Source organism: Paraburkholderia sp. SIMBA_053 (assembly GCF_046534895.1).
In the GTDB taxonomy this organism is placed as follows: Bacteria; Pseudomonadota; Gammaproteobacteria; order Burkholderiales; family Burkholderiaceae; genus Paraburkholderia; species Paraburkholderia caledonica.
In genome coordinates, this window is the sequence record NZ_JAWRXU010000002.1 from 91,222 (window position 1) to 112,946 (window position 21,725).

The window sequence follows — 21,725 nt, forward strand, 5'->3', positions numbered from 1 at the left end:
GCCGCACGCGGTCTCGGCCATTATCAGAAAAATATAAGGCGCGCGATGCAAGACCCGTCTCATCCCGCAGTGCATGCGCGCGACGCCGCTCTCGAAGCGGCGCCCTTCGGCATGTTCATTTGCAATGCACGCGGCACGTTCGAGCACGTCAACGCGGCCTTCGAAAAACTGACGGGAATGACCGCCAATGAACTGGTCGGCCGGCGTAGCTTTGAGTCTCTGCACGATCCGGCAGAGCTTGCGAGACGTCGCGGTGAATTGCCGATATTGGCCAGGATAGGCGCCCGCTACGAGAGTGAGTGGACTTATCTGCGACGCAGCGGCACGCCCGTGCGCGTGGTGCTCGCGCTGTCTCCGCTCTCCGGTGAAGGGGTGTGTCATCCCGGCGACGCGCGTTACGTCGGCGTTGTCGTCGACATGACGCGCTATGCGCAATCGGACGCGCGCCTCTGGTACGTGTCGCATCACGACGGCGTGACGCGTCTGCCCAATCAGACGCTTTTCACCGAGCGCCTCGAGTTGACGATCGCACGCTGCGAACGCCATACGAGCGGCTTTACAGTGCTGATCGCTGAGCTCGATCACTTGCGCAAGCTTCGCGACGCACTCGGTTTGCACGCAGCCGAACTGGTGTTGCAGATCGTCGGCGAGCGGTTGCGAGGTCTCTTTCCGAACGACGGCACGATCGCCTCGATCGGCGGCACGCAGTTCGCATTGCTGATCAACGAGACCGGCTCCGCTGCCGATGCGTTCGCCGCCGAGGCGCTCAGCCGCATTGCCGAACCGATCGATTACGGCGGTACGGCGCTGAACATCGCGGCGAGCATCGGCATCGTCGCGTATCCGGACGACGGCGGCGATGCGCCCACGCTGATGCGCCGCGCGGGCGTCGCGCTCTCGGCGGCAGCAGCGGTCAACGGCAACGCGGTCCGGCGTTTTTCGACCGCGCTCGAAGGGCAGGCCGCGCGCCGCTTCCAGATCGAGACCATGTTGCGTGAAGCGCTGGAGCGCCAGCAGTTGCATCTTGTCTACCAGCCGCAGGTGACGCTCGCCACTGGCCGCATCGCGCAAGTCGAAGCGCTGCTGCGCTGGAATCATCCGGAGCGCGGCATGATCAGTCCGGCCGAGTTCGTGCCGGTTGCCGAAGAGTCCGGACTCATCGAGCAGATCGGCGAATGGGTGATCCGCACCGCGTGTCGCGACGCGGGCAAGCTGCTTCGCATCACCGGCAACCTGCCGCGCGTCGCGGTCAATGTGTCGCCGCAGCAGTTCCAGCGGCACGACCTGTTCGAGACCATTCGCGGCGCGCTCGACAGCGCCGCGCTCGCTCCGTCCTATCTGGAAGTGGAGATCACTGAAGGCGTATTGCTGGGCGACACCGACCAGACGCTAGAAACGCTCCACGCGCTGCGCGGGCTCGGCGTGGAGATTGCCGTCGACGACTTCGGCACAGGCTATTCGAGTCTCGCGTATTTGACGCGGTTTCCGCTCAATCGCCTGAAGATCGACCAGTCGTTCGTGACGAGAATGGCCGGCGATCCGCAATGTCACGCGCTCGTCGGCGCGATCGTCGCAATGGCGCACGCGCTCGGGCTGCGCGTCACGGCGGAGGGCGTCGAAACACCTGAGCAGGCGGCGCAGCTACAGGCGCTCGGCTGCGACGAGGCGCAAGGTTTCTGGTTTTCGCGGCCGGTGACGGCGTCGGCGTTGGGGAATCTGCTGAGTCCGTCGGGCGCGTGATGTCGGTGGCATGCGTGCCGTCAACCATCAGGCCAGCCGCTGTGCGTGACGAGTTGGCGCAATATTTGCATTGTGTCGCACCATCACGGCCCGGGCAAAACGACCCGGGCCTGACCAGGAGGAGACAATGCGCGACGACACGTATCACGCCGTAACCCCATTCGCCCCCAACGAGACTTGCTGGCTTACCCCGTCGATTCAGAAGTCCCATGAACGCTCGGAAGTGTTCGGTCTGAGCGAGTCCATGCGTCCCGACTACGATGTGCTGCCGGCCGGCGAACTGGCGCTGAAGCTCGAGCAGAACCGCATTCTTTGCGCGCACGCCACGCCGGTCATGGAAACCCTCCATGAGCAGATTGTGAACACTCAGAGCATGATCGTGCTGACGGACGCCGAAGGTCTGATCCTTCATTCGATCGGCGACGACGACTTCCTGCGGCGCGCCGAAAAGGTCGCGCTGCGGCCGGGCGCGAACTGGGCGGAAAACCGTCAAGGCACCAATGCAATCGGCACAGCGCTCGCCGAGCGCAGCGCGACCGTCGTGCACGGCGAGCAGCACTATCTCGCCGCGAACCGGTTCCTGACCTGCTCCAGCGTGCCGATTCTCGATCCGTACGGCGATCTCATCGGCGTGCTCGACGTCACGGGCGACCATCGCAGCTATCACCAGCACACCATGGCGCTCGCGAAAATGTCCGTGCAGATGATCGAGAATCACCTGTTTGCCAACACGTTCCGCGAAACCTTGCAGATCGCATTTCATGGCCGCCCGGAATTTCTCGGTACCTTGATGGAAGGCATCGCCGCCTTCACGTGCGACGGCCGCTTTCTGTCCGCCAATCGCAGCGCGCAGTTCCAGCTCGGCTTGCCGCTTGCGGGGTTGCGCGCGCATACGCTGTCGTCGCTGTTCGGGCTCACGAGCGCCCAGTTGATCGACCGTTTGCGCACGCATCGCGATCGTCATCTGTCGCTGAACCTGAGCAACGGCGCCGTGGTGTGCGCGAACGTCCGGTTCCGCCGCGCGACAGTCGCCGACGAGCCCGCCCGTTCGCGCACGCCGACCGAATCGGCTGCAGGCCAGCGCAGCGAACCGTCCGCCATGCCCGCGCATCCGCTGTCGAAGCTCGGTTATCTCGACACCGGCGACCCGCAGATCGCGGCGGTCATCGCCAAGGTGCGCAAGGTCATCGGCAAGAACATCCCGATTCTGATCACCGGCGAGACGGGCACCGGCAAGGAACTGCTCGCGCAGGCGATTCACAACGATTCGCCTCGCCGCGCCGGCCCTTTCGTCGCGGTGAACTGCGCGTCGATACCGGAAACGTTGATTGAATCGGAACTGTTTGGCTACGAGGAGGGCGCATTCACCGGCGCGCGGCGCAAAGGCGCCGTCGGCAAACTGTTGCAGGCCAACGGCGGCACGCTTTTTCTCGATGAAATCGGCGACATGCCGTACCCGTTGCAAGTGCGTCTGTTGCGGGTGCTGCAGGAGCGTCTCGTGAACCCGCTCGGCTCGACAAAGTCGATTCCCGTCGATGTCGCGATCATTTGCGCGACCCATCGCGATCTGCGTGAAATGATCGCGCAGAGCCGCTTTCGCGAGGATTTGTACTACCGCCTCAACGGTCTGGTCGTCAAATTGCCGCCGCTGCGCGAACGCACCGATCTGTCGGCGGTGATCAGAAAAATGCTGGATTGCGCAGCGGCTGAGAACGGCGGCGGCCAGGCACTGAGCATCGCAGACGACGTCATGACGCTCTTCGGGCAATGCGCGTGGCCCGGCAACTTCCGCCAGCTCGGCAATCTGCTGCGCACGGCGGCGGTGATGGTGGATGCAGACGGAGAAATTCGCCGCGAGCATCTTCCCGACGATTTCTTCGACGACCTGCGTGTCGCCGGGCCATCGTCCCCGCACGGAGTGGATGTGTTGTCGTTACCGAGCGGGCGGCTTCACGACGTTGCCGCGAGCGTGATCGCCAACGCGGTCGCGCAGCATGGCGGCAACGTGTCGGCTGCGGCTCGCACGCTCGGCATCTCGCGCAATACCATCTATCGGAAGCTGCCGGCGCACGGCGCGAACAACAGCGAAGACGCAGCGTGATTCACGTGCGGAGCGATGCGCTGCAATGCTCCGTTGTGCAACAGCACTGTTCCGGAATTGAACGGGTGCGAATTTCGATCCGGCGCCCAGCGCGCCGTGCTTGCCACGCGCGGCAGGCATTGGGTCGCAAACGAGCCGTCGCTTGGGACGCAGCGCTTTGGCTGCACTACAGGCGAAATGAAAGCGCCGGTCGATACGTTCGGCATGGACCTTGCGTCGGCGAGAGGACCGCTTCGACGATGCGGTTTTTTATCAAATGTCCTATTCAAGGAGACAGCCATGCAGTGGACCACCCCCGCTTACACCGACTTGCGCTTTGGTTTTGAAATTACGATGTATATCGCCACTCGCTAAGCCATGTTCAAACGCCGCCGCGCGCGTCACGTTGCACGACGCGCGCGGCGGCGTTCAAAGCATCGCCTGCGCAAGCATAGATTCCGGGGTTCGATGCAGGCAGCGCCCTGCCACAACGAATCAGAAACGCGTAACTGCCATGAATGCTCCGGATACTGAAAACTTCATTGGTCCGCGCCCGAATTTGCATCCGCGCTTTTGCTTGCAGCGGGATGTCGCGCAAGTCGGCTATGTGCTGGTGTCTGCGGCAGGGGTCGTCAAGTTGAATCCGACAGCCGGCGAAATACTAAGCCGCTGCGACGGCACGCGCGAACTCGACGAGATCATCGGCGAGCTCGAGGACATGTTCAACGCGTCGGATCTCGCCACGGACATCTATCGTTTCATCGAGCATGCGCGGCAACGCGGCTGGGTAGAGTGATCACGACTTGTGATCACGACTTGAGTGTTCGGCGGCGCAACGCGCTCTGCACACGCGTTAAAAGCGCCCAGCGATTCTCCTGAACCACAGGGAATCGCTGAGCGCTTTCACTCGCGCCGCACGGCGCGAATCACATTTTCAGCGCTTGCCTCTAGGGCGAAGTACCCGCATTGAGCGAGCTACCGGCGCTCAGCGGTTTCGACGACGCCCTCGCGCTCTCGTCCGTCAACTTGCTCTTTCCGGCGCTGTAGCCGTTCGAATACAACAGGAACGCCATGATGTCCGCATAGTCTTGCGGCTTCATCTTGCCGGGACGGTCCGCGGGCATGTTGGTCGCCATATACCCATACACACCGCCGATAGTCAGCTTCGCATTCGCCGTTGGTGCAAACGACGGACCTCGCAACGCAGGTGCATTCAATCCTTGCAGATCGGGACCGTGGCACTTCGCGCATGCGCTCGAGTACAAGGTCTTGCCATGCGCGACCTGGCCGCGGTCGAAAGCCGGCGCGTCCGTGGACACGGCCGCATCGACCTTGATGAAATGGCCCTCGGCAATCTCGCGACCACCGGCTCGCATGATTGCTCCTTTGATGTCGGCGCGGCGAGGACCGTCGCGATACGCAAACACCGCTGTGTCCGGCATGCTCGCCTGTGCTGTGCGAGGTAGCGTCCAGCCGCGCGTCAACGTGGCGAGCCTGCCGTCGGACTCCATCTTGCGCAGCGCGGCGTCGATACGCGGCTGCAACGCTGCTCCGTTTTTGCCGAACGCAAACACCAGTTGCCAGTCGGCATATGCCGAAGCGGCTTGCGCGATCTGAAAGCGCCGCTCGGGATGCGTTTTCGTATAAGCAACGACAGCCGGGTACCAGACGATCGCACGTTGTGCATGTCCGTTTGCGACGGCATCGACGGTGAGTTCAGCGGTGTTCTCAAGATCGAGCTTCACGTTCGGTTGCTGCACGGCGATCAACTGCGCGGGGCTCGCATATGTGGCCGCAACAATCTCGGCGTCGCCTGTGTGCGCCGCGGGTTCATGCATCGCCACGCTCACATAGCCCGAGTGCAGATAAGCCCGCGAGAAAGTCAGCTTGCTATTGGAGCCGTCGGCGACCTCGGAGCGCGGAAAGCCGGCGATCACATCGCACTTGCGGGCGAGCGCCTTGTCGAGTTCCTTAAGCGAGACGCCGTCGTCGTCGTTGCTCGCGAAGCCTCCTGGCGCAAGCGTCAAAGCAATGCCCGCGCTGCGAAATGCTTCGCGTGTGACGGCCTCGTCGAGTACCGTCGAAGGGCTGCCTGGAAAAGTGCAAACGCGCACGCCCGCGCTGGCGTGACCAGGCATCGGCATGCCGCTCGCCAGCAACGCGCCGGCTAGAGCAAAAGAGTTGAGTCGAGTCTTCATCATATTGCTTCCGGGAAAGACGGGACCGCCGCAAGCCATCTGCGCGCGCGATCAGGCGCGCGAGGCCGGCGCGGCGGCCGCGTGGAGATCAGCCGTGGTTGAGTGCGAATACGTACAGCGTGCCGCCGCGTGGGATTTTTTCGGCAGCTTTCGCCATCGGCCCGCCCCAGATCGGATTTGCGCCGCCGTAGCCGGCGAGAATCGCCACGTACTCCTTGCCGTCGACTTCGAACACCGACGGTTGCGCCACGATGCCGCTGGCGAGCTTCGGGCTTTTCCAGAGGACCTTGCCGGTCGACGAGTCGAATGCGTACAGATGGCCGTCCAACGAACCGCTAAACGCGAGTCCGCTCGCGGTGGTGGCAACGCCACCGTTCCACGGCAGCTTGCTCCAATAACTCCACATCTTCTTGCCGGTCGTGACGTCGATAGCCTGCAGTTCGCCGTAGCCCTTGCTGCCAGGCTCAGGCTTGATCTCGAAGCCTTCGCCGAGGTACGGCAGTCCTTCCATGTACGTGACCGACTTGCCGGACAGCGACATGCACGCATGCAGCGCCGGAACAATCGCAACCTGCCTGTCGGGGTCGTACGATACCGACCACCAGTTCTTGCCGCCGAGGAAGCTCGGGCACGTCTCGATGGTCGTGCCTGTCTTCGGGTATTTCGACGGGTCCTGAACCGGCACGCCGTCCGCCGTGTAGCCCGTCACTGAGGTGGCTTTGACGAAGGGCTTCGCGTAGATCAGCTTGCCCGTGCCGCGGTCGATCGCGTGGAAGTAGCCGTTGCGGTCCGCATGAATGATCGCGTCATAGTTCTTGTCCTGATACTTGATGTTGGCGAGCACCGGCGTGTTGACGCCGTCATAGTCCCAGGTGTCGTGCTTCGTGTACTGGTAATGCCATTTGAGGTCGCCGGTCTTCGGGTCGAGCGCGAGCAGCGAATCCGAATAGAGGTTGTCGCCCGGCCGCAGATCTGCGAGCCACGGGCCCGGATTGCCCACGCCCCAGTACAGCGTTCTCGATGCCGCGTCATACGTTCCCGTGAGCCACGCAGGCGCGCCGCCGTGCTCCTGCATGCCGTCGGGCCAGGTGTTGGCGCCTTTCTCTCCGGCCGCCGGCACCGTGAAGCGCTTCCACAGCACGTTCCCGTTATCGGGATTCAATGCCGCGATGAAGCCGCGTGCGCCATACTCGCCGCCCGCGCTGCCCACCACCAGTGCGCCGTCGATCGCGAGCGGCGCAAGCGAGAACGCATAGCCGACTCCCGGCTCGAACATCGTCTTGCGCCATGCGAGCGAACCTGTTTGCGCGTCGAGCGCGACGACCTCGCCGTTGAGCATCGCGACATACACGTTCTTGCCGTAAAGCGCGACGCCGCGATTGATCACGTCGCAGCATGCGGTCTTGAACGACTCGGCGCCGAGCTTCGGTTCGAACTTCCACAACTGCTTGCCGCTTGCCGCATCGAATGCATAGACGTTGTCTTTCGGCGTGGTCACGAAGAGGTAACGGCCATTGACGATCGGCGTGGCTTCGAAACCCTGTTGCAGATCCGCGGGAAATTTGTAGCTCCACACCTGTTTCAACTGCTTCACATTCGACGTATCGATCTGCTTGAGCGGCGAATGTGCCTGACCGTTGTAGGTGCGGTAATACGTGAGCCAACCCGGATCGCTTTGCGCGGCGCTCAGCCGGTCGTAGGTGACGGCGGGATAGTCGTCGGCGAAGGCGGCCGTTGCGCATGACAGACTGACGACCGCGGCGACGCTTGTTGCAAGCGCTCGCGGCCGCAGCACCGAAATTGAACGTGCTTTCATCCTTGTCTCCTGTGTCGACCTGAGGTCGCGCTTAAGCGCTGCTCCGGTCTCATGCGACGTGGTCGCGGCCAATCAGAACTCGAGCGCGGCGCGCTGGTCCGATCCACACCACATGGTTGCTGTTGAGTTATCGACGCGAAGCCGGACGGCGACGTCATCGCATTGCGAACGCAGTCTGACTGCGAGTCGTTCAAGGCAAGTCGCATGCCATTTCGGCAGGGCTAAGCCGCAAGACGCGCCAGGCTGGAGAGGCGGGGAACATTGGAGCCCGTCAGCGTGCTTGCTGACGGTCATGACGCTGTTGCGTGTTGGCGCAACCAGGCGGCTATGTGTTGCGAAAAAAGACAGCGCGGCTTCGAGTGCGCGAGCGACGCGCCGTCGTGCTTACTGACGGCGTCGAGCCTTCAGTTGGTGGACCAGGATCATTCGTTCGATCTCAGGCGACGGGCGGGGCACCCGCGTCAGCGCGCCTCGTCAGAGCCCATCTGAGTTGGCGTTCCCTGATGCGCAGGTTGATACGGTCCGACGCAAGGCGCCCGAGCGTGGAGAGTGCGTCGCGCTGCGACTGGAGGAGTCTGCGCGGCGCGCGGTCGATCACAGCCAGCGACCCGAGCGCGTAGCCCTGAATGTCGCGAACGCTCACGCCCGCATAGAAGCGGATGTGGGGCTCGCCCGTCACCAGCGGATTCTCTGCAAAGCGCAGGTCGGCCACCGCGTCCTCAACGACGAATACGTCGTCCTGCTGGATCGTGAAGTTGCAGAAGGCCCATGAACGCGGTGTTTCGCTGCGCTCAAGGCCCCAATGAGATTTGAACCACTGCCGCTCAGGCGTGAGCAACGTCAGCAACGCAATGGGCGCCTCAAGCAGGGTTGCCGCCAGTCGCGTGATCTCGTCGAACGCTTCTTCCTCAGGCGTATCGACTACGCCGGCGGCGGCAACGGCCATCAACCGTTGCGACTCGTTGCTCGCTGGATCACCGCTCTCCGGCCCGACCGAAGGCCGGGCCAGTGCCCCTTTGTCACCGAGTAAGTGGCGGACTGTCTTCTGCAGAATTTCCGAAGTCCCGCCCGCCGGCAACACATGCAGGCGGCTTCCTGGGCCACCGAGATTCGCCACCTGTTTGCCTGGCACCTCTCCGGTCACGACGACGTGAGTGTGTCCTAGGCCCGGATGCTGAAGGATTTCTTTTATGAGCCGCGGGTAGACGCCGTCTTCCCCGTCGAATTCGACGACGATCACTGGCGGTAGCAGATATCCGGCCGTTAACAATGTTGCGAACGGGTCGGAATCGGCGCGAACGGTGCACTCCGGCAAAACGCCCAAGGTTTCAACGTAGCGATGCATTTTATGTTGCGGCGCATGGACGAGGACCATCGCAGGGCCGTGGATTCTTTCACGCGCCAGTCTCGCCATCAGGTCCATTACAGCGCTGCGGCGCACGCGCCGGTGGCCGCCTGGCGTTTTCCATGAGTCGAGGGCGTTCTGTTCGATCCATGTCTGCGCAGTGCGGATCGAAACGCCGAGCAGTTCCGCCGCCGCCCGGGTGGTGATGATTGGGTCTTCCATCTTGTTCCAGTCTTTTCGTCCCCGGGAGGATACGGCATATAGGGGTAAACGGCGAATCACGAAAAAAATATAGCAAATTCGGCAAATCGAGTTAAGATGGAGGCTCGTATCAACCCTCGTCCTACCCGTACCCCGACGGGCAAGGATTTCTGAAACCGGCCATTGGCCGGTTTTTTTTTTGAACATGGCGCACGGCGATCAATTCGGCAGAGTGGACGAGACGGCGTTTTAGGCATCCGCATAAAATGGAAAAAATGGAAATTTCACTAAAGAATCGTCAGACTCGCGCCGTTATCAATATTTGAAGACGCCGGTCAGCGGCGAAAACAATACGAACCGGACAAACAACGGGAGGCGAGAGCATGAGTAGCAGTGAGCAGACTGAAGCTAGCCAGGCTGCAACAACCTGGGTCGCGCGCCAACCGATTGTCGACCGGGCGGGCCGGCTCGTGGCTTATGAGCTTCTGTTCAGGGATGGACCTGGCCCCGGGGCGAATATCCACGACGGGTTTGGCTGCACTGCGGAGGTTGTCGAGCGCACCGTGGGGGCGTTGGGGATCGAGGCAGTTCTGGACGGTCTCGATGGATATCTGAATTGCACGGCGGACTTCCTGCACTCCGCAGTGACTCAGATTCTTGGTGGCAGGCGCTTCGTGCTGGAAGTACTCGAGACGTGCGAGCTCGACAACCAGCTTAAAAAACGATGCGCTCTGCTGCGCGCTGCCGGATTCCGGATCGCGCTGGACGATGTGCTGGACATCACTCCTGACATCGAGGCTTTTCTGCCGGTAGTAGACATCGTCAAGCTCGAGTGGCCCGCCATTGAAGCAGGCAGGGCAAAGACAGTGGTGCGCGATCTGAAACGCACTGGCAAGGTCGTCGTAGCAGAGAAGGTCGACGATAGGCAGCAGTTGCAGGCTGCCATCGATTCGGGTTGCGACATGGTTCAGGGGTTCTACTTCAGCAGGCCAGAGCTCATGCAGGCGCGCCGTATGGTGCCTGATCTGGGGCAGGTGCTGGAGGTGCTGAACCTGCTGATCGACGATGCGTGTGATCACCGGATCATACGTGCACTGTCGACTATGCCAGTGCTGGTGGCGCAACTGCTTCGGCTTGCGAACTGCCCGGGTACTGCCAACCAGAAACGTACGGCCATCTCATCGCTGCACCACGCACTCGCTGCGGCCGGGACAACGAGGCTCTTCCAGTGGTGCAGCCTGCTGCTCTACAACCATGGGGACTTCGACATCGTCTCCCGTGACCCGCTGATTGCGCTGGCGACTCAACGCGCGTCTCTCATGCTGAGACTCGCCCTGCTGCAGCGCCCGGCTGGAACGGCGTTCGCACAGACCGCCTACCTCACCGGCATGCTGTCGTTGCTGCACGTGAGTTATGCGCGGGAACAGGCTGAGTTTGCTCAGGAGCTACCGCTCGAGCAGTCCATCAGGGCCGCGCTGACCGGGCGCAGCGGAGAGCTGGGGGAGCTGCTTGCCGTTGCAGAAAGCTACGAGAGCGGGCCGCATGGGAAGGCGCGGGAGCGAAAAGCGGACGCCTGCGTTGCGTCGCCATTGGCCGGATCGACCATGGAGCAAGGGATACGCACGTCACCTTCGAGGGAATGCCTGTCGTACGCCTGATGTCTGCGGAGACTGGGGGAAGGGGCCGCTAAATCACATTCGAGTCCTGAATTAAGCTTTAAATGGATTGGAAAAACAGTTAAGCATACCGAACATTATTTATTAGAAGTGTTTACACATGGCACCGTTCAGTGTGCCATTGACCGATCCGATATATCTAAGACACATCAAGTGGGAGTTGAGCAATGAAGTATCTGGGCAATCTACGAATTGGGGCGCGACTTAGAGTCGGATTTGGCGTTGCGCTGCTGTTGCTGCTGCTGACCGGGGGGCTGGCAGTTCTGCAGGTTTCCAGAATCTATGGAGGCACTCAGGACATCGCCGAGAACTGGCTGCCGAGCGTGCAGAGTCTTGGGGAGATCAGGGCCCTGGCCAACGGCGTGCGCAGGGCAAGTCTGCGTTCCATACTGGAAAGCGATACACGCCAGAAACAGGACCAACGCACGCAGCACGACGCGGCACTGTCATCGCTAAGTACTGCGATGGCCGACTATGAGAAGCTTGTTTCCTCACACGAGGAACAGCAGATCGTCGACAACATGAAGAAGGCGTGGACGACATACCTCGGTTCCGACAAGAGCCTGCTTGAACTGTCCGAGTCGGGAGACGCTGGCTTTGCCGCCGCTAGAACGCTGGCAACGGGCGAGTCCGCACGGCAATTCACAGATGCGCTTCAATGGATCGAGCAAGGTGTGAAGCTGAATCGCGCCGGAGCCGCTGCAGCGAGTACTGAAGCTGCGTCGAACTACCGTAGTACGATTGTGCTCACTGCAACGCTTGCCTGTGCGGCGATCCTTCTTTCTATCTTCGTGGCATGGCTGATCACACGTTCGATCGTCACTCCGCTCGGCCGCGCGGTTGGTATTGCCGAGACGGTGGCCCGCGGTGATCTCACATCTGACATTGCGGTGTCCGGTTCCGATGAAACCAGCCAGCTGTTACTGGCGCTGCGAAACATGAACGAACGACTCGTGGACGTTGTCAGCCGCGTTCGATCCAGCAGCGAAAGCATTGCTACCGGCTCCTCGCAGATTGCCGCCGGCAACACTGACCTTAGCCAGCGAACGGAAGAGCAGGCGGCATCGCTCGAAGAAACCGCAGCGAGCATGGAGCAGCTGACCGCGACGGTCAAACAGAACACGGATAACGCGAAGCAAGGCAATACGCTGGCCAGCAACGCATCCGAGGTGGCAGCAAGAGGTGGCGAAGTCGTGGCGCAAGTGGTTCATACCATGCACGACATTTCCGCGAGTTCGGCAAAAGTGGCCGAGATCATTTCCGTGATCGAGGGCATTGCATTTCAGACCAACATCCTCGCGCTCAACGCGGCAGTCGAGGCCGCACGGGCCGGGGAGGAAGGCAGGGGATTTGCAGTTGTCGCCAGCGAAGTCCGCGGACTCGCGCAGCGTAGTGCTTCGGCGGCAAAAGAGATCAAGGAACTCATCAGCCAGTCCGTGGCGAAAGTGGAGGCCGGAACATCACTGGTCGATAACGCGGGGACTACCATGAAAGAGGTGGTCGACTCGGTAAAGCGTGTTACTGATCTGATGGGGGAGATCGCTTCTGCGTCGGTCGAACAGCATACCGGTATCGAGCAGGTGAACCAGGCCGTCATGCAGATGGACGAGGTGACGCAGCAGAACGCGGCGCTTGTTGAGGAAGCCTCTGCAGCTGCGCAGTCGATGGCGGCACAGTCAGGCACGCTGCGCGAACTTGTTTCGACGTTTCGTTTGCCCGCGCACGTCGTCGGCCTCGCAAGCCTGCCGGAGCACACGACGGTCGCAGCAAGCCGCCCTATGCTGAAGACCAGGAAGAGTGTCCAGCGCAGGACCGACGCACCCGTTATGTCCGGCGATAGCAATCCGGCCTGGCAGTCCTTCTAGCCGTGCCTTGAGGCTCGGAGCGATGCCGGGTTGCGCCTTGCAGGCGACCCGGCACACTTTTCTGGATGAGGCATAGCGTGTGCGCTGCGCTCTGTCGACACCGAGCGTAGGACCGGCTGCGTTCGCCGGGTTTGTCATTCACCACTCGATTTTCAAAGGCTCGCCGCGCAGCAAGGGCAACAAGCGATCGCCGACGCCGAGCGAGTTGAATACCGACGCGAGGTCGTCGGCGCTTTCCGTGTTGTGCTTCCAGCCTTCGTTGTGCACTGCCAGGATCTTCGCATTGGGGAAGGCGTGGGCGGCAGCGAGAGCATCGTTGCTGTCCATCGTCATCTGGAAGCGTCCCCGCGGTTCGGCCGCGCCGGCGAAGACGATCACCACCTTTGGAGAATACCGGCGGGCGACCTCAGCCGTGCCCTCGTACCAGACAGTATCGCCGGTCACGTAGATCGCATCGCCTTCTTCCTCTTCTCCCAGCAGAAAACCGATGACGTCACCCGAATACGGCTCGATTCCCACCGGGCCATGTCGTGCCGGCGTCCCGGTAATCAGCAAACGCCTGCCGCCCGGGCCTTCGAACGTTTTTGTTTCGAAGGGGGCGAGAGCCAACGCATTGCCGCCCAAACGCTCCTGCCCGGACATCGTGGTGAAGGTCGTTTTCACGCCCGGCAAGATTGTGCGCCCCGCTGAGTCGAGATTATCGAAGTGATGGTCGTGGCTGAGCAATACGGCATCTAACGAGCCGATCTGCTCGATCGTCATCGCGGGACCGGTGGTTTTATCAAACGTCACTGACTTGCCAGGGTATGGCTGGTAAGTACCAGGCGGATCGAACGTCGGGTCCGTTAAAAACCGGCAGCCGTTTATCTCGATCAAAGTGGTGGGTCCGCCAATCAGGGTAATCGTTGCACCAGTCATCGCAGCGCCTAATGTCGAATGAGAATGGGGCGATTATGGCGACATCGCTCTCCGGGCGGCATTCCTCGGATTTGTTCAACGGATGATCAATTTTGTACAGATGCGCTCAAGGCGGAACCGACGTGCGTGCGACACGACTCTTGGCAAGGGTTAAGCGATATCGGAGCGCAACCTATTCGATCGATTCACGCTCGCTGGAGAAGAGGTTGATCAGAAAGTCGGCCACCGTTTTGGTTGCGAGGTCGGTGACGCCATCGCGTCGGATCAATAGCCAAAGTTCTCGTGATGGCGGCGCTTCCAATATCAGGCAGCGCACCAATGTATCCTGGTTGCGCCCGACAACATGCGGTAATAGGGCGATTCCTGCGCCGGCGCGCGCCGCTGCAGCCTGCATCACCTGACTATTGCTTCTGAATGCCATGCGGGCGCGCGGGTAGGTTTCACTGAGCCAGGTGGCTTCCGGCAAGTGCGCGTTGGCCTCGTCGAAGCCAACAAAGGTTGGGCTCTCGCCGGCATCCAGACGTCGCCGCCATTCATCCAGAGCATAAAAACCGAAACCGACCGTCGCCGCCCGCTTTGCAATGACATCGCCGTCAGTTGGCCGACCGAACCGCAGCGCAATGTCGGCTTCACGTCGCTCGAGGCTGACCGCTCGAAAGTCGGTGGCGAGATCGATATCCAACGTTGGATAGGTCGTGCTCAAGCGGGCTAGTCTTTCGACGAGAAAGCTTTGGGCCAAACTGGGAGGGGCATTGACGCGCACCAGTCCACTCGGGACCTGGGTTTCGCCTCGGCGTCCGAATCTTGCAGCGGCCGCTTCCATCTCGCTCGCAGGAGACAGAGCGCGCACGCCAGCCGCGGTCAACGCATAACCATCGGGACGACGTTCCACCAATTTCTCCCCCATCGCTTTCTCGAGCGTCCGAATGCGGCGGGATATCGTCGCGTGGGACAGCGACAATGCACGCGCTGCGGCTGACAGGCTCCCATAACGTGCTAGAGACACGAAGATACGGATGTCTTCCCAATCGAACGGTGTGCGGATTTGATCAGCCATTGTCGGAAATTAGCGAATGGTTCAACGAAAACATGCCGGTTAGCATGAGGCCTTCGATGAGCAACAGCATCTGTCGATGCATGAACGGCGGCTCGGGCGTTTGCTCAACGCAAATGCGCCGAAGCTCATCAAAGGCAAAAGGATACGTGATGCGTGAAGGAATCAAGGGTAAGGTGGTTTTGATCGTAGGCGGCGCGGGCGGAATCGGCTCTGCCGCGGCGAGAGCGTTAGCCGCAGACGGCGCAATCGTTGCCGTTGCGGACATAGACGAAAAGAGATCGGCGCTGCTGGTCCAGCAAATTCGTGCCGAGGATGGAGACGCCAGGCACTACAACGTCGACGTCACTCGAAAGAGCGATATCGAGCGGGTCGTCAATACCGTCGTCGCCGATCTCGGCAAGCTCGACGTGCTAATCAACAGCGCGGGCGTCATGTTGATTCGTCCGATGGCCGAGGTGAACACCGAGGAATGGGAAACCACGATTGACCTGAACTTGAAGGGGACCCTGTGGGGGATCGCAGCCGCCTTGCCCGTATTTCTGCGACAAGGCTTTGGCCACGTGATCAACCTGGGCTCGGTGCATGGCTTGAAGGTGTTTTCACCGGGTGGCGCCGTGCACTCTGCTTCCAAGTTTGCCATTCGAGCGCTCTCGGAAGGATTGCGAGCCGAGATGGCCCAATATTCAATCCGGGTGACCTCGATCACGCCCGGTGCAGTAGACAGTGGTATTCAGAACAAAACTACCGGCACAGACAGCGCCCGCATTCTGGAGATCTACAAAAAAGCGATCTCTCCCACAGCCGTTGCGCGTGCCATTATGTTCGCCATCGAGCAGCCGGCTGAAGTCGATGTCAACGAAATCGTCGTACGTCCCACTGCGCAACTCATCTGATTTCGTTTCATCGAGTGACGTCGCCGCGAGCGAACATCGGAGCGCGCCTTCACCGTGCACGTGCGGCCAGGCGCGCAATCATCCGGTCAGCCATCGCACGGTCGATGACTTCGAATGAGCGGCTCGTGCGCTCATAGGCGTACATGTCGCCCGTCGCGATGTCGAACCACCAGCCGCTCAATACCAGTGCCCCGGACGTGACCTGCTGATGAACTATCGGGTATGTCATCAGGTGCTCGAGTTGCACAAGCACGTTGAGTTGCGACAATTGATCGTGCGTTTTCAACGTCCCATTGAGCGGACCTTCGTTTTCGAGGCGAAACGCTGCGTTATTGGCGTGGAATAGCCATCTATCGAGATTCGGCGCTTTCAGCTTGGCGTTGTGTGCATATACGGCTTTCATCGCACCGCACTCGGAATGCCCGCATACAACGATATTCGCGACTTTCAGCACCAGCACTGCGTACTCGATTGCACTTGCCTCGGAGAGGTCGCCGGTAGAGGTTCCTTCCGAAGTTGCTGGTGGTATCAGATTGCCGACATTGCGCATCGTGAACAGATCGCCAGGATGGGTCGAGACAAGCAGGTCCGGCACAACCCGGCTGTCCGAGCACGTGATGAAGAGCGCATCGGGTGTCTGCGCAAGCGCCAGTTTGCTGAACTGCTTCGCGTATTGCGGCAGCATTTTCTCGCGAAACTCGACGATGCCCATTATCAGTTTGCGCATGGCTTGTCTCCGGAAGGGCTACTTAATAGTTATTCGTCGTCGAGACCGCCGAACCTCCAAGCCCTTGCGAGTCAGGAATGCGGGCCAACGCCAGGTCTTCCGGGAATGGATGATGCCTGGTGATCGCACGGTCGATCAGCATTAGCTCGACGCGCAATGCCTCATGACGATGCACCGGCAGACACTGGATGAGGTTCTCTATCGCCGCGCGCAGACGCCGTGCGATTTGAATGCTGCTCGCGCCATACTGACGTATCTCGCGGAAACTGATATGCACGAAATCTTCCCAATTGGGCGTTCGCAAGATCACCCGAACCCGCCCCGAACGATCCTCGATCTCTTCGACGCGCAAAGAACGTTTGCCCACCATGCGTAATAGCCGGTGCAACTGATCGATCGCAAGCACCGCCGTGGTCGGATCGTTTATCGCCGCCGACAGCGCTTTGAGCGCAATATCGACCAGGATGCGAAACGCGAACATAGGGTCCTGCTCCATCGTGCGCTCCGTCCCGAAAGCGACGAGCGTGCGCAGCTTGTTTTCGTCGATTGCGCCGAAGTTTCCGTACAAATGAAAGAGGGGTTCGTCCACCGCGACGAAATCACCGACTTGCGGCACGAATTCGATCACTACGTCAGCGCGCCGTGCCTTGGCCACCAGCCTTTCCAGATTCACGGCCAGAACGATGCCAGGCTTTCCGCGCTGACAAACAATGCGATCGGGTACGCCTCGCTCTTTGTGAAGTTCCGGCGCGACGACCACGCCCGTAGACGGGGAGGGGTAAACGCTCTCAATGACCGCGATTCCTTGCTCTCCGACGCGAGCCACGAGGCTGACAGGGCGCAAAAATTTTGCCGCGTAGTCGATCAAAAAGAGAAAAGCGACGACGGAAGTAAATCCGAATAGCGCTGCAATGAACACTTGCAGCTGGAGTACCTGATTCTCGCCCATCCAGCCGGCCGTTCTATTGGCGAACAGCAGTGTGAAAACGAATAACCCCGAAATGCTACGGATGACGTTATCGCGCAGCAATGTCGTCGCGATGATTCGCGGGGTGTATTGTCCCCCGGCGACCTGGATTGCGACGAGCAGCGAACCAAACGTGAATACGAGGAACGCCAGGTCTGCGGAAACGATGTCGCCGAGCAGTGACCGCGCACCCGTCATGGACAGTCCAAGAAGGCTGGTTTTTGCATCAAGGGTCCCTTGCCTCGTCATCCATCTTCCGATCATTTCAGCCACGGGCTTTACCACGGCATAGATCGCGATCGCAATGAGTGGCACAGTCCACAGCGAAGATCTCAGGTAGCTCTTCAAGCTGTACCAGCGATTCCAGTCCATGTCTGTTCTCTCTCTACACGGTTCATATCGCGGTGTGGCCGAAGGTATCCGCGGTGCGTCAGCCAGTATTTAGTGGAGGCTTCACGGGCGAGCGTGCACCGGGCTCAGATCAGTCCAAAACCGGCGCGAAGCAGGTTACGGACACGCAAACCTTCCCGATGCAATAAAACACTCGAACTTCAGGGTGGTCAATGAGACCTTGGTCCTGGACGTCGAGATTCCGGAATGGCGCGTCGATGGGCTCGTCCGCCCGAATATTTGTCGGCGCAAACGCGCCTTTTCTGGAAAACGCCGCAACGGCGCACTAATATGGTTTGAGGAACCAGTCGCAGACTGCAGAGGTCCTGATGAAAAAATCGGAAAGGCGGGTTGCGATCGCATTGGTCGGCGTCGCTCTATGGCTGAGCGGTCTTTATACGACTATCGTCGGCTTGCTTTACGATCGCCCGGCGGAGTTTCGCTACGGCGTACTCGCGATTTTTTTCGGTGTCGCAATCGCGGTGATTGCGCTTAACCTGATATCCATTCCAGGCCTGTCGAGCAAAAAGAAGCCGATCTCGCGATAGCGAGTGCGCCCCGAAGATCCCTCTTTGTTGTTCTGAGGAACACCCAACGCCGGCGGTCCCTGTAGCTGCGCATCGCAACTCGCGACCGCAAATCGATGCGGTACCCCGATGACACGGAAGTCAATGAGCGTGTTTAATACGCGTTATTGGTTCCGACCTGGAGTCCGCATGTCTATGTATGTTCTCGCATTGCTGATTGGCGTTGTGGCAGGGCTTCGCACGATGACTGCACCCACCGCCGTCAGTTGGGCGGCGTACCTCGGCTGGTTGCCGTTGCGGGAGACACCGCTCGCATTCTTCGGCTTCGCTGCCACGCCCTACATTTTCACGGTGCTGGCGATTGCGGAGTTCATCGTCGATCAGTTGCCCAATACCGCCAGCCGCACCGTGCCGATACAGTTCGGCGCGCGTCTCGTGTCGGGCGGGCTGAGCGGCGCGGCAATCGGCGCGGCGCACGGCGGTTGGGTCGGCGGCGTGATTGCTGGACTGGTCGGCGCAGTCATCGGTACATTGGGCGGCGCGAGAGCCCGCGGAGCCATGTCGCGCGCGTTTGGTCGCGACCGGCCGGCGGCGCTGGTCGAAGACGCAGTGGCGGTGGTCGCCGCCGCGTTGATCGTAATGGCCGTGCAGTGATCGGATCGAGAGGGACTTAGTGCCTTGCTCGAACGATATCGTCAAGTTGGTCTATCGGCACCGCGCGTGCGGCCCGCAATTTCACAGAGCCGGTGCGGCGCTCCTTTGCCTCGCGAACTTCTCGCCACTTACCCCGGCGTATCTGACAGGAGACCTCTCATGTGCCGCTGGCTCGCTTATTCCGGCAACCCGATTCAGCTTGAAACGGTGATGTTCAACGCCAAGCATTCCTTGATCGATCAGAGCCTGAATTCGCGGCTCGGCCACACGACCACCAATGGTGACGGCTTCGGGATCGGCTGGTACGGCCATCCGACCGACATACCTTTTCGCTACCGCTGCATTCAGCCCGCATGGAGCGACCGCAATCTGCGCGAAGCGGCGCGAGCGGTCCGCGCGCCGCTATTCGTCGCCCACATCCGGGCGGCGACCGACACGCCGTCGCAGGAAACCAACTGTCATCCGTTCCGTCATGGCCGCTGGCTGTTCGCGCACAACGGGCTCGTGCGTAATTATCCTGCGGTGCGTCGCGACCTGATGATCGCGATTTCGCCCGAACTGTTCCCTTCAATCGAAGGCTCGACCGACTCCGAAGTGCTGTTCTTCCTCGCGCTCACGTTCGGTCTCGAACTGGAACCCGTTACGGCTCTCGAGAGGATGGTGGGGTTCGTCGAAGAAACGGGGCGACGCCACGGCGTCGCCGAACCGTTGAACATGACCGTCTGCGCAACCGATGGCGAGCAGATCGTCGCCGTGCGCTACTCGAGCGAAAGACAGTCGCGCTCGTTGTTTCACAACACGTCGTTCCGCCACCTGCACCAGTTGTATCCCGACGATACGCGCATCGCGATGGCCGGGCAGGATGCGTTTCTGGTTCTTTCAGAACCGCTCGCCGATTTGCCCGGATGGTGGCAAGAGATTCCGGAGAGCACCGCGGTGGTGGCGCGCGGCGGCGAGATCGAGCGGTTCGCATTCGAGCCTCGCGGCGCCGCCGGTTAAGCCCGCGATTTGCATGGTCGGGCGTCAATACCCCTTGGTGTACAGCGACAGATGGTTACTCACCGAAGTTACGCCCGGCACGTTCATCGCCACCGTCGCGGCCTGCTCGATCTGGGCACCGTCGGGCACGCTGCCCGATAAGGTCACGACGCCGCTGCGCGCCTTGACGAATACGTTCGATACGTTGAAGTGGGGCGCTTTAGACAACGCTTTGCGAACATCGCGGGCCAGCTTCTTGTCGGACTGTGCCGTACTGCCTGAGCTTGCACCTGAAGCTGACGTCGTCGGCATCGCGTTGCTGGTTTGCGCGTAGACGTTCGAGGCCAGCGTCAGACATCCGGCGAAGACAAGCCGGCTCACGACGTGAAGTGTTTTCATGATTGCGTCTCCAGGTGGTTTTAATTAACTCTGAATCAAAGATAGCCAACGTTTCGTTCCGAATAAAGCCGTCTGTACGGTCGCGGCCAAACCTGACTTGAAGGTCTCGCGCCATTGACGAGTGAGCGAATGCGGCAGCGCTTAGCTAAGCGGGTACAACACACTCGGGCATAACGCTCCTTGGCGCGTGGCCATGATCATCGACTAAACCAGCGATACTGCAGCGTCAACGAAATGGACGTGAAGTCTCCGCCGGCGCGTGTGACGAGTCCGTGCGAGAAGGCCAACTTGGTCGACCAGCCTCGTGCAATGGGCACGGAGAACGTCATCCCGTATCGCATATTGGCCGATCGATCGGCGGCGTCGACACCGTTCGTCGTGGTTCGGCCGCCTGCTGCGTAGCCGATATCGCCCGCGACCCAGAGGCCGGGGCGAAAGCCGTAGCCCACGTGCAACTGAAAGATCATTAAAGGCGCCTGGCTGCGCTTCTTGCCGCGAAAGAAGTCATTGTTAGCCGTGAAAAACCACGCACCGGCGGACCCGTCCATGAACCAGTTTCCGAATGGCTGCGAGATGCCCAGTTCGGGCTTGAATGCCCATCGGTTTGCGCCAATGTTGACGAGCCTCGAATCCACATACTGCCCGGACGGCGCAATGACCGTCAGGCTCGTGCCAAGCGACGTAGTCGACTCCGGCTTCGTGAAAGCCTCGGGCGGCAACGGTGGATTACCGAAGACGTTGTAAGCGAAGCGAAGTCGCGTGTCTCCAATGCCGCTTCGATGTACTTCGGTGGGCGCGTCGATCACATTGCCGCTGACGTTGCCGCGCGCGAACGGCACCCCGACTCCGAACGAGGCTGTGTGACCGAGCAGATCGAAGGTCCTGACGTAGCCGAGCGTCAGCAGGTTGAACTGGGCCTGCACACCCGTAATCGGTAAAGACGAGTCCGTCAGTACATCGCCAGAAAGATGCGAGTATGTTGCGACCAGAAAATTGGTGCCTACAGGCGAAGGAGAATACGAGCGAGGTTCCAGTTCCTGTGAACACGCTGGGGCGTTGGCCAGTAGAGTGCCGAATGCACTTGCACACGCAAGCGCCCAACGGCACCAGATACGCGTCATCGTCGGCCTGAATGGACGGTCGAGCGCAGCGCGCGACCGCGCCCGAAAATGAACCGGAGTTGGCGAATCCAGCGTAACCGCTGGCTGATCCACCGGTAATACGACCTTGGTCTGATTACAGGAGTCGTACAGCGGTGCGACCATGAACAGACTCCGATCAAGATCAGCGTGGA

19 protein-coding genes are annotated in these 21,725 nt (G+C 60.6%); 10 read left to right on the forward strand and 9 right to left on the reverse strand.

Annotation, left to right across the window (positions count from 1 at the left end):
- The first annotated feature begins 45 nt into the window (after positions 1-45).
- The 4 genes from SB753_RS07000 to pqqD all read left to right on the forward strand — a co-directional run bounded on the left by SB753_RS07000 (position 46) and on the right by pqqD (position 4,616).
- Positions 46-1,740: a putative bifunctional diguanylate cyclase/phosphodiesterase gene (locus tag SB753_RS07000; RefSeq protein ID WP_087751242.1), complete on the forward strand. Its 1,695-nt coding sequence runs from the start codon at positions 46-48 to the stop codon at positions 1,738-1,740.
- A gap of 127 nt (positions 1,741-1,867) precedes the next feature.
- Positions 1,868-3,841 carry a sigma-54-dependent Fis family transcriptional regulator gene (locus tag SB753_RS07005; protein WP_410799712.1) on the forward strand — a complete coding sequence of 658 codons (1,974 nt, stop codon included), beginning with the start codon at positions 1,868-1,870 and terminating at the stop codon, positions 3,839-3,841.
- Positions 3,842-4,120: 279 nt separating this feature from the next.
- The gene (gene pqqA, locus SB753_RS07010; protein WP_033379411.1) at positions 4,121-4,195 is read left to right on the forward strand and encodes a pyrroloquinoline quinone precursor peptide PqqA; all 75 of its coding nucleotides are present in this window, start codon (positions 4,121-4,123) and stop codon (positions 4,193-4,195) included.
- Between the two features lie 139 nt (positions 4,196-4,334).
- Entirely contained in the window at positions 4,335-4,616 is a 282-nt protein-coding gene (gene pqqD, locus SB753_RS07015) for a pyrroloquinoline quinone biosynthesis peptide chaperone PqqD (RefSeq protein WP_088174852.1), read from the forward strand.
- A 151-nt stretch (positions 4,617-4,767) separates the two neighbouring features.
- Here the strand turns inward: pqqD and SB753_RS07020 are convergent, their stop codons facing one another.
- The 3 genes from SB753_RS07020 to SB753_RS07030 form a co-directional block, all read right to left on the reverse strand.
- Positions 4,768-6,018: a c-type cytochrome gene (locus SB753_RS07020; RefSeq protein ID WP_410800284.1), complete on the reverse strand. Its 1,251-nt coding sequence runs from the start codon at positions 6,016-6,018 to the stop codon at positions 4,768-4,770.
- A gap of 88 nt (positions 6,019-6,106) precedes the next feature.
- Entirely contained in the window at positions 6,107-7,834 is a 1,728-nt protein-coding gene (locus SB753_RS07025) for a methanol/ethanol family PQQ-dependent dehydrogenase (RefSeq protein ID WP_131316648.1), read from the reverse strand.
- A 436-nt stretch (positions 7,835-8,270) separates the two neighbouring features.
- The gene (locus tag SB753_RS07030; protein ID WP_410799714.1) at positions 8,271-9,587 is read right to left on the reverse strand and encodes a GAF domain-containing protein; all 1,317 of its coding nucleotides are present in this window, start codon (positions 9,585-9,587) and stop codon (positions 8,271-8,273) included.
- Between the two features lie 176 nt (positions 9,588-9,763).
- Here SB753_RS07030 and SB753_RS07035 point away from each other — a divergent pair, with 176 nt between their 5' ends.
- Positions 9,764-11,038: an EAL and HDOD domain-containing protein gene (locus tag SB753_RS07035; RefSeq protein ID WP_410799716.1), complete on the forward strand. Its 1,275-nt coding sequence runs from the start codon at positions 9,764-9,766 to the stop codon at positions 11,036-11,038.
- 185 nt (positions 11,039-11,223) lie between these two features.
- Complete coding sequence (locus SB753_RS07040; RefSeq protein WP_410799718.1) at positions 11,224-12,921, forward strand: methyl-accepting chemotaxis protein; 1,698 nt, start codon at positions 11,224-11,226, stop codon at positions 12,919-12,921.
- Positions 12,922-13,059: 138 nt separating this feature from the next.
- Here the strand turns inward: SB753_RS07040 and SB753_RS07045 are convergent, their stop codons facing one another.
- Together SB753_RS07045 and SB753_RS07050 are read right to left on the reverse strand one after the other, a co-directional pair.
- Positions 13,060-13,839 (reverse strand): MBL fold metallo-hydrolase, encoded by a 780-nt coding sequence (locus SB753_RS07045; RefSeq protein ID WP_410799720.1) that lies wholly within the window; start codon positions 13,837-13,839, stop codon positions 13,060-13,062.
- Between the two features lie 172 nt (positions 13,840-14,011).
- The gene (locus tag SB753_RS07050; RefSeq protein ID WP_410799722.1) at positions 14,012-14,896 is read right to left on the reverse strand and encodes a LysR family transcriptional regulator; all 885 of its coding nucleotides are present in this window, start codon (positions 14,894-14,896) and stop codon (positions 14,012-14,014) included.
- A 56-nt stretch (positions 14,897-14,952) separates the two neighbouring features.
- On the opposite strand from SB753_RS07050, the gene SB753_RS07055 reads away from it, so the two are divergent.
- Complete coding sequence (locus SB753_RS07055) at positions 14,953-15,789, forward strand: SDR family oxidoreductase (RefSeq protein ID WP_410799724.1); 837 nt, start codon at positions 14,953-14,955, stop codon at positions 15,787-15,789.
- Positions 15,790-15,838: 49 nt separating this feature from the next.
- Here the strand turns inward: SB753_RS07055 and SB753_RS07060 are convergent, their stop codons facing one another.
- The gene (locus SB753_RS07060; protein WP_020065365.1) at positions 15,839-16,516 is read right to left on the reverse strand and encodes a carbonic anhydrase; all 678 of its coding nucleotides are present in this window, start codon (positions 16,514-16,516) and stop codon (positions 15,839-15,841) included.
- Positions 16,517-16,538: 22 nt separating this feature from the next.
- Complete coding sequence (locus SB753_RS07065; protein ID WP_087751254.1) at positions 16,539-17,855, reverse strand: DUF2254 domain-containing protein; 1,317 nt, start codon at positions 17,853-17,855, stop codon at positions 16,539-16,541.
- 347 nt (positions 17,856-18,202) lie between these two features.
- On the opposite strand from SB753_RS07065, the gene SB753_RS07070 reads away from it, so the two are divergent.
- The 3 genes from SB753_RS07070 to SB753_RS07080 all read left to right on the forward strand — a co-directional run bounded on the left by SB753_RS07070 (position 18,203) and on the right by SB753_RS07080 (position 20,053).
- Positions 18,203-18,421, forward strand: coding sequence for a DUF2964 family protein (locus tag SB753_RS07070; protein WP_020065367.1), 219 nt, complete (start codon positions 18,203-18,205; stop codon positions 18,419-18,421).
- Positions 18,422-18,589: 168 nt separating this feature from the next.
- Entirely contained in the window at positions 18,590-19,054 is a 465-nt protein-coding gene (locus SB753_RS07075) for a DUF4126 family protein (protein ID WP_204520466.1), read from the forward strand.
- A 159-nt stretch (positions 19,055-19,213) separates the two neighbouring features.
- Positions 19,214-20,053, forward strand: a complete 840-nt coding sequence (locus SB753_RS07080) for a class II glutamine amidotransferase (protein ID WP_204520467.1) — start codon at positions 19,214-19,216, stop codon at positions 20,051-20,053.
- Between the two features lie 24 nt (positions 20,054-20,077).
- Here SB753_RS07080 and SB753_RS07085 read toward each other — a convergent pair whose 3' ends face one another.
- Together SB753_RS07085 and SB753_RS07090 are read right to left on the reverse strand one after the other, a co-directional pair.
- Positions 20,078-20,431 (reverse strand): BON domain-containing protein, encoded by a 354-nt coding sequence (locus SB753_RS07085; RefSeq protein ID WP_410799726.1) that lies wholly within the window; start codon positions 20,429-20,431, stop codon positions 20,078-20,080.
- Between the two features lie 197 nt (positions 20,432-20,628).
- Positions 20,629-21,696 (reverse strand): transporter, encoded by a 1,068-nt coding sequence (locus tag SB753_RS07090; protein ID WP_410799728.1) that lies wholly within the window; start codon positions 21,694-21,696, stop codon positions 20,629-20,631.
- Between the last annotated feature and the right edge of the window lie 29 nt (positions 21,697-21,725).

Bases quoted from the DNA above. Each gene is read 5' to 3' on its own strand.
- SB753_RS07055 (WP_410799724.1), top strand. From the start codon at position 14,953: ATGAGCAACAGCATCTGTCGATGCATGAACGGCGGCTCGGGCGTTTGC.
- SB753_RS07030 (WP_410799714.1), bottom strand. From the start codon at position 9,587: ATGTTCAAAAAAAAAACCGGCCAATGGCCGGTTTCAGAAATCCTTGCC.
- SB753_RS07020 (WP_410800284.1), bottom strand. From the start codon at position 6,018: ATGAAGACTCGACTCAACTCTTTTGCTCTAGCCGGCGCGTTGCTGGCG.
- SB753_RS07090 (WP_410799728.1), bottom strand. From the start codon at position 21,696: ATGGTCGCACCGCTGTACGACTCCTGTAATCAGACCAAGGTCGTATTA.
- SB753_RS07085 (WP_410799726.1), bottom strand. From the start codon at position 20,431: ATGAAAACACTTCACGTCGTGAGCCGGCTTGTCTTCGCCGGATGTCTG.
- pqqD (WP_088174852.1), top strand. From the start codon at position 4,335: ATGAATGCTCCGGATACTGAAAACTTCATTGGTCCGCGCCCGAATTTG.
- SB753_RS07060 (WP_020065365.1), bottom strand. From the start codon at position 16,516: ATGCGCAAACTGATAATGGGCATCGTCGAGTTTCGCGAGAAAATGCTG.
- SB753_RS07080 (WP_204520467.1), top strand. From the start codon at position 19,214: ATGTGCCGCTGGCTCGCTTATTCCGGCAACCCGATTCAGCTTGAAACG.
- SB753_RS07050 (WP_410799722.1), bottom strand. From the start codon at position 14,896: ATGGCTGATCAAATCCGCACACCGTTCGATTGGGAAGACATCCGTATC.
- SB753_RS07070 (WP_020065367.1), top strand. From the start codon at position 18,203: ATGAAAAAATCGGAAAGGCGGGTTGCGATCGCATTGGTCGGCGTCGCT.
- SB753_RS07005 (WP_410799712.1), top strand. From the start codon at position 1,868: ATGCGCGACGACACGTATCACGCCGTAACCCCATTCGCCCCCAACGAG.
- SB753_RS07075 (WP_204520466.1), top strand. From the start codon at position 18,590: ATGTCTATGTATGTTCTCGCATTGCTGATTGGCGTTGTGGCAGGGCTT.
- SB753_RS07040 (WP_410799718.1), top strand. From the start codon at position 11,224: ATGAAGTATCTGGGCAATCTACGAATTGGGGCGCGACTTAGAGTCGGA.
- SB753_RS07045 (WP_410799720.1), bottom strand. From the start codon at position 13,839: ATGACTGGTGCAACGATTACCCTGATTGGCGGACCCACCACTTTGATC.
- SB753_RS07065 (WP_087751254.1), bottom strand. From the start codon at position 17,855: ATGGACTGGAATCGCTGGTACAGCTTGAAGAGCTACCTGAGATCTTCG.
- SB753_RS07035 (WP_410799716.1), top strand. From the start codon at position 9,764: ATGAGTAGCAGTGAGCAGACTGAAGCTAGCCAGGCTGCAACAACCTGG.
- SB753_RS07025 (WP_131316648.1), bottom strand. From the start codon at position 7,834: ATGAAAGCACGTTCAATTTCGGTGCTGCGGCCGCGAGCGCTTGCAACA.
- SB753_RS07000 (WP_087751242.1), top strand. From the start codon at position 46: ATGCAAGACCCGTCTCATCCCGCAGTGCATGCGCGCGACGCCGCTCTC.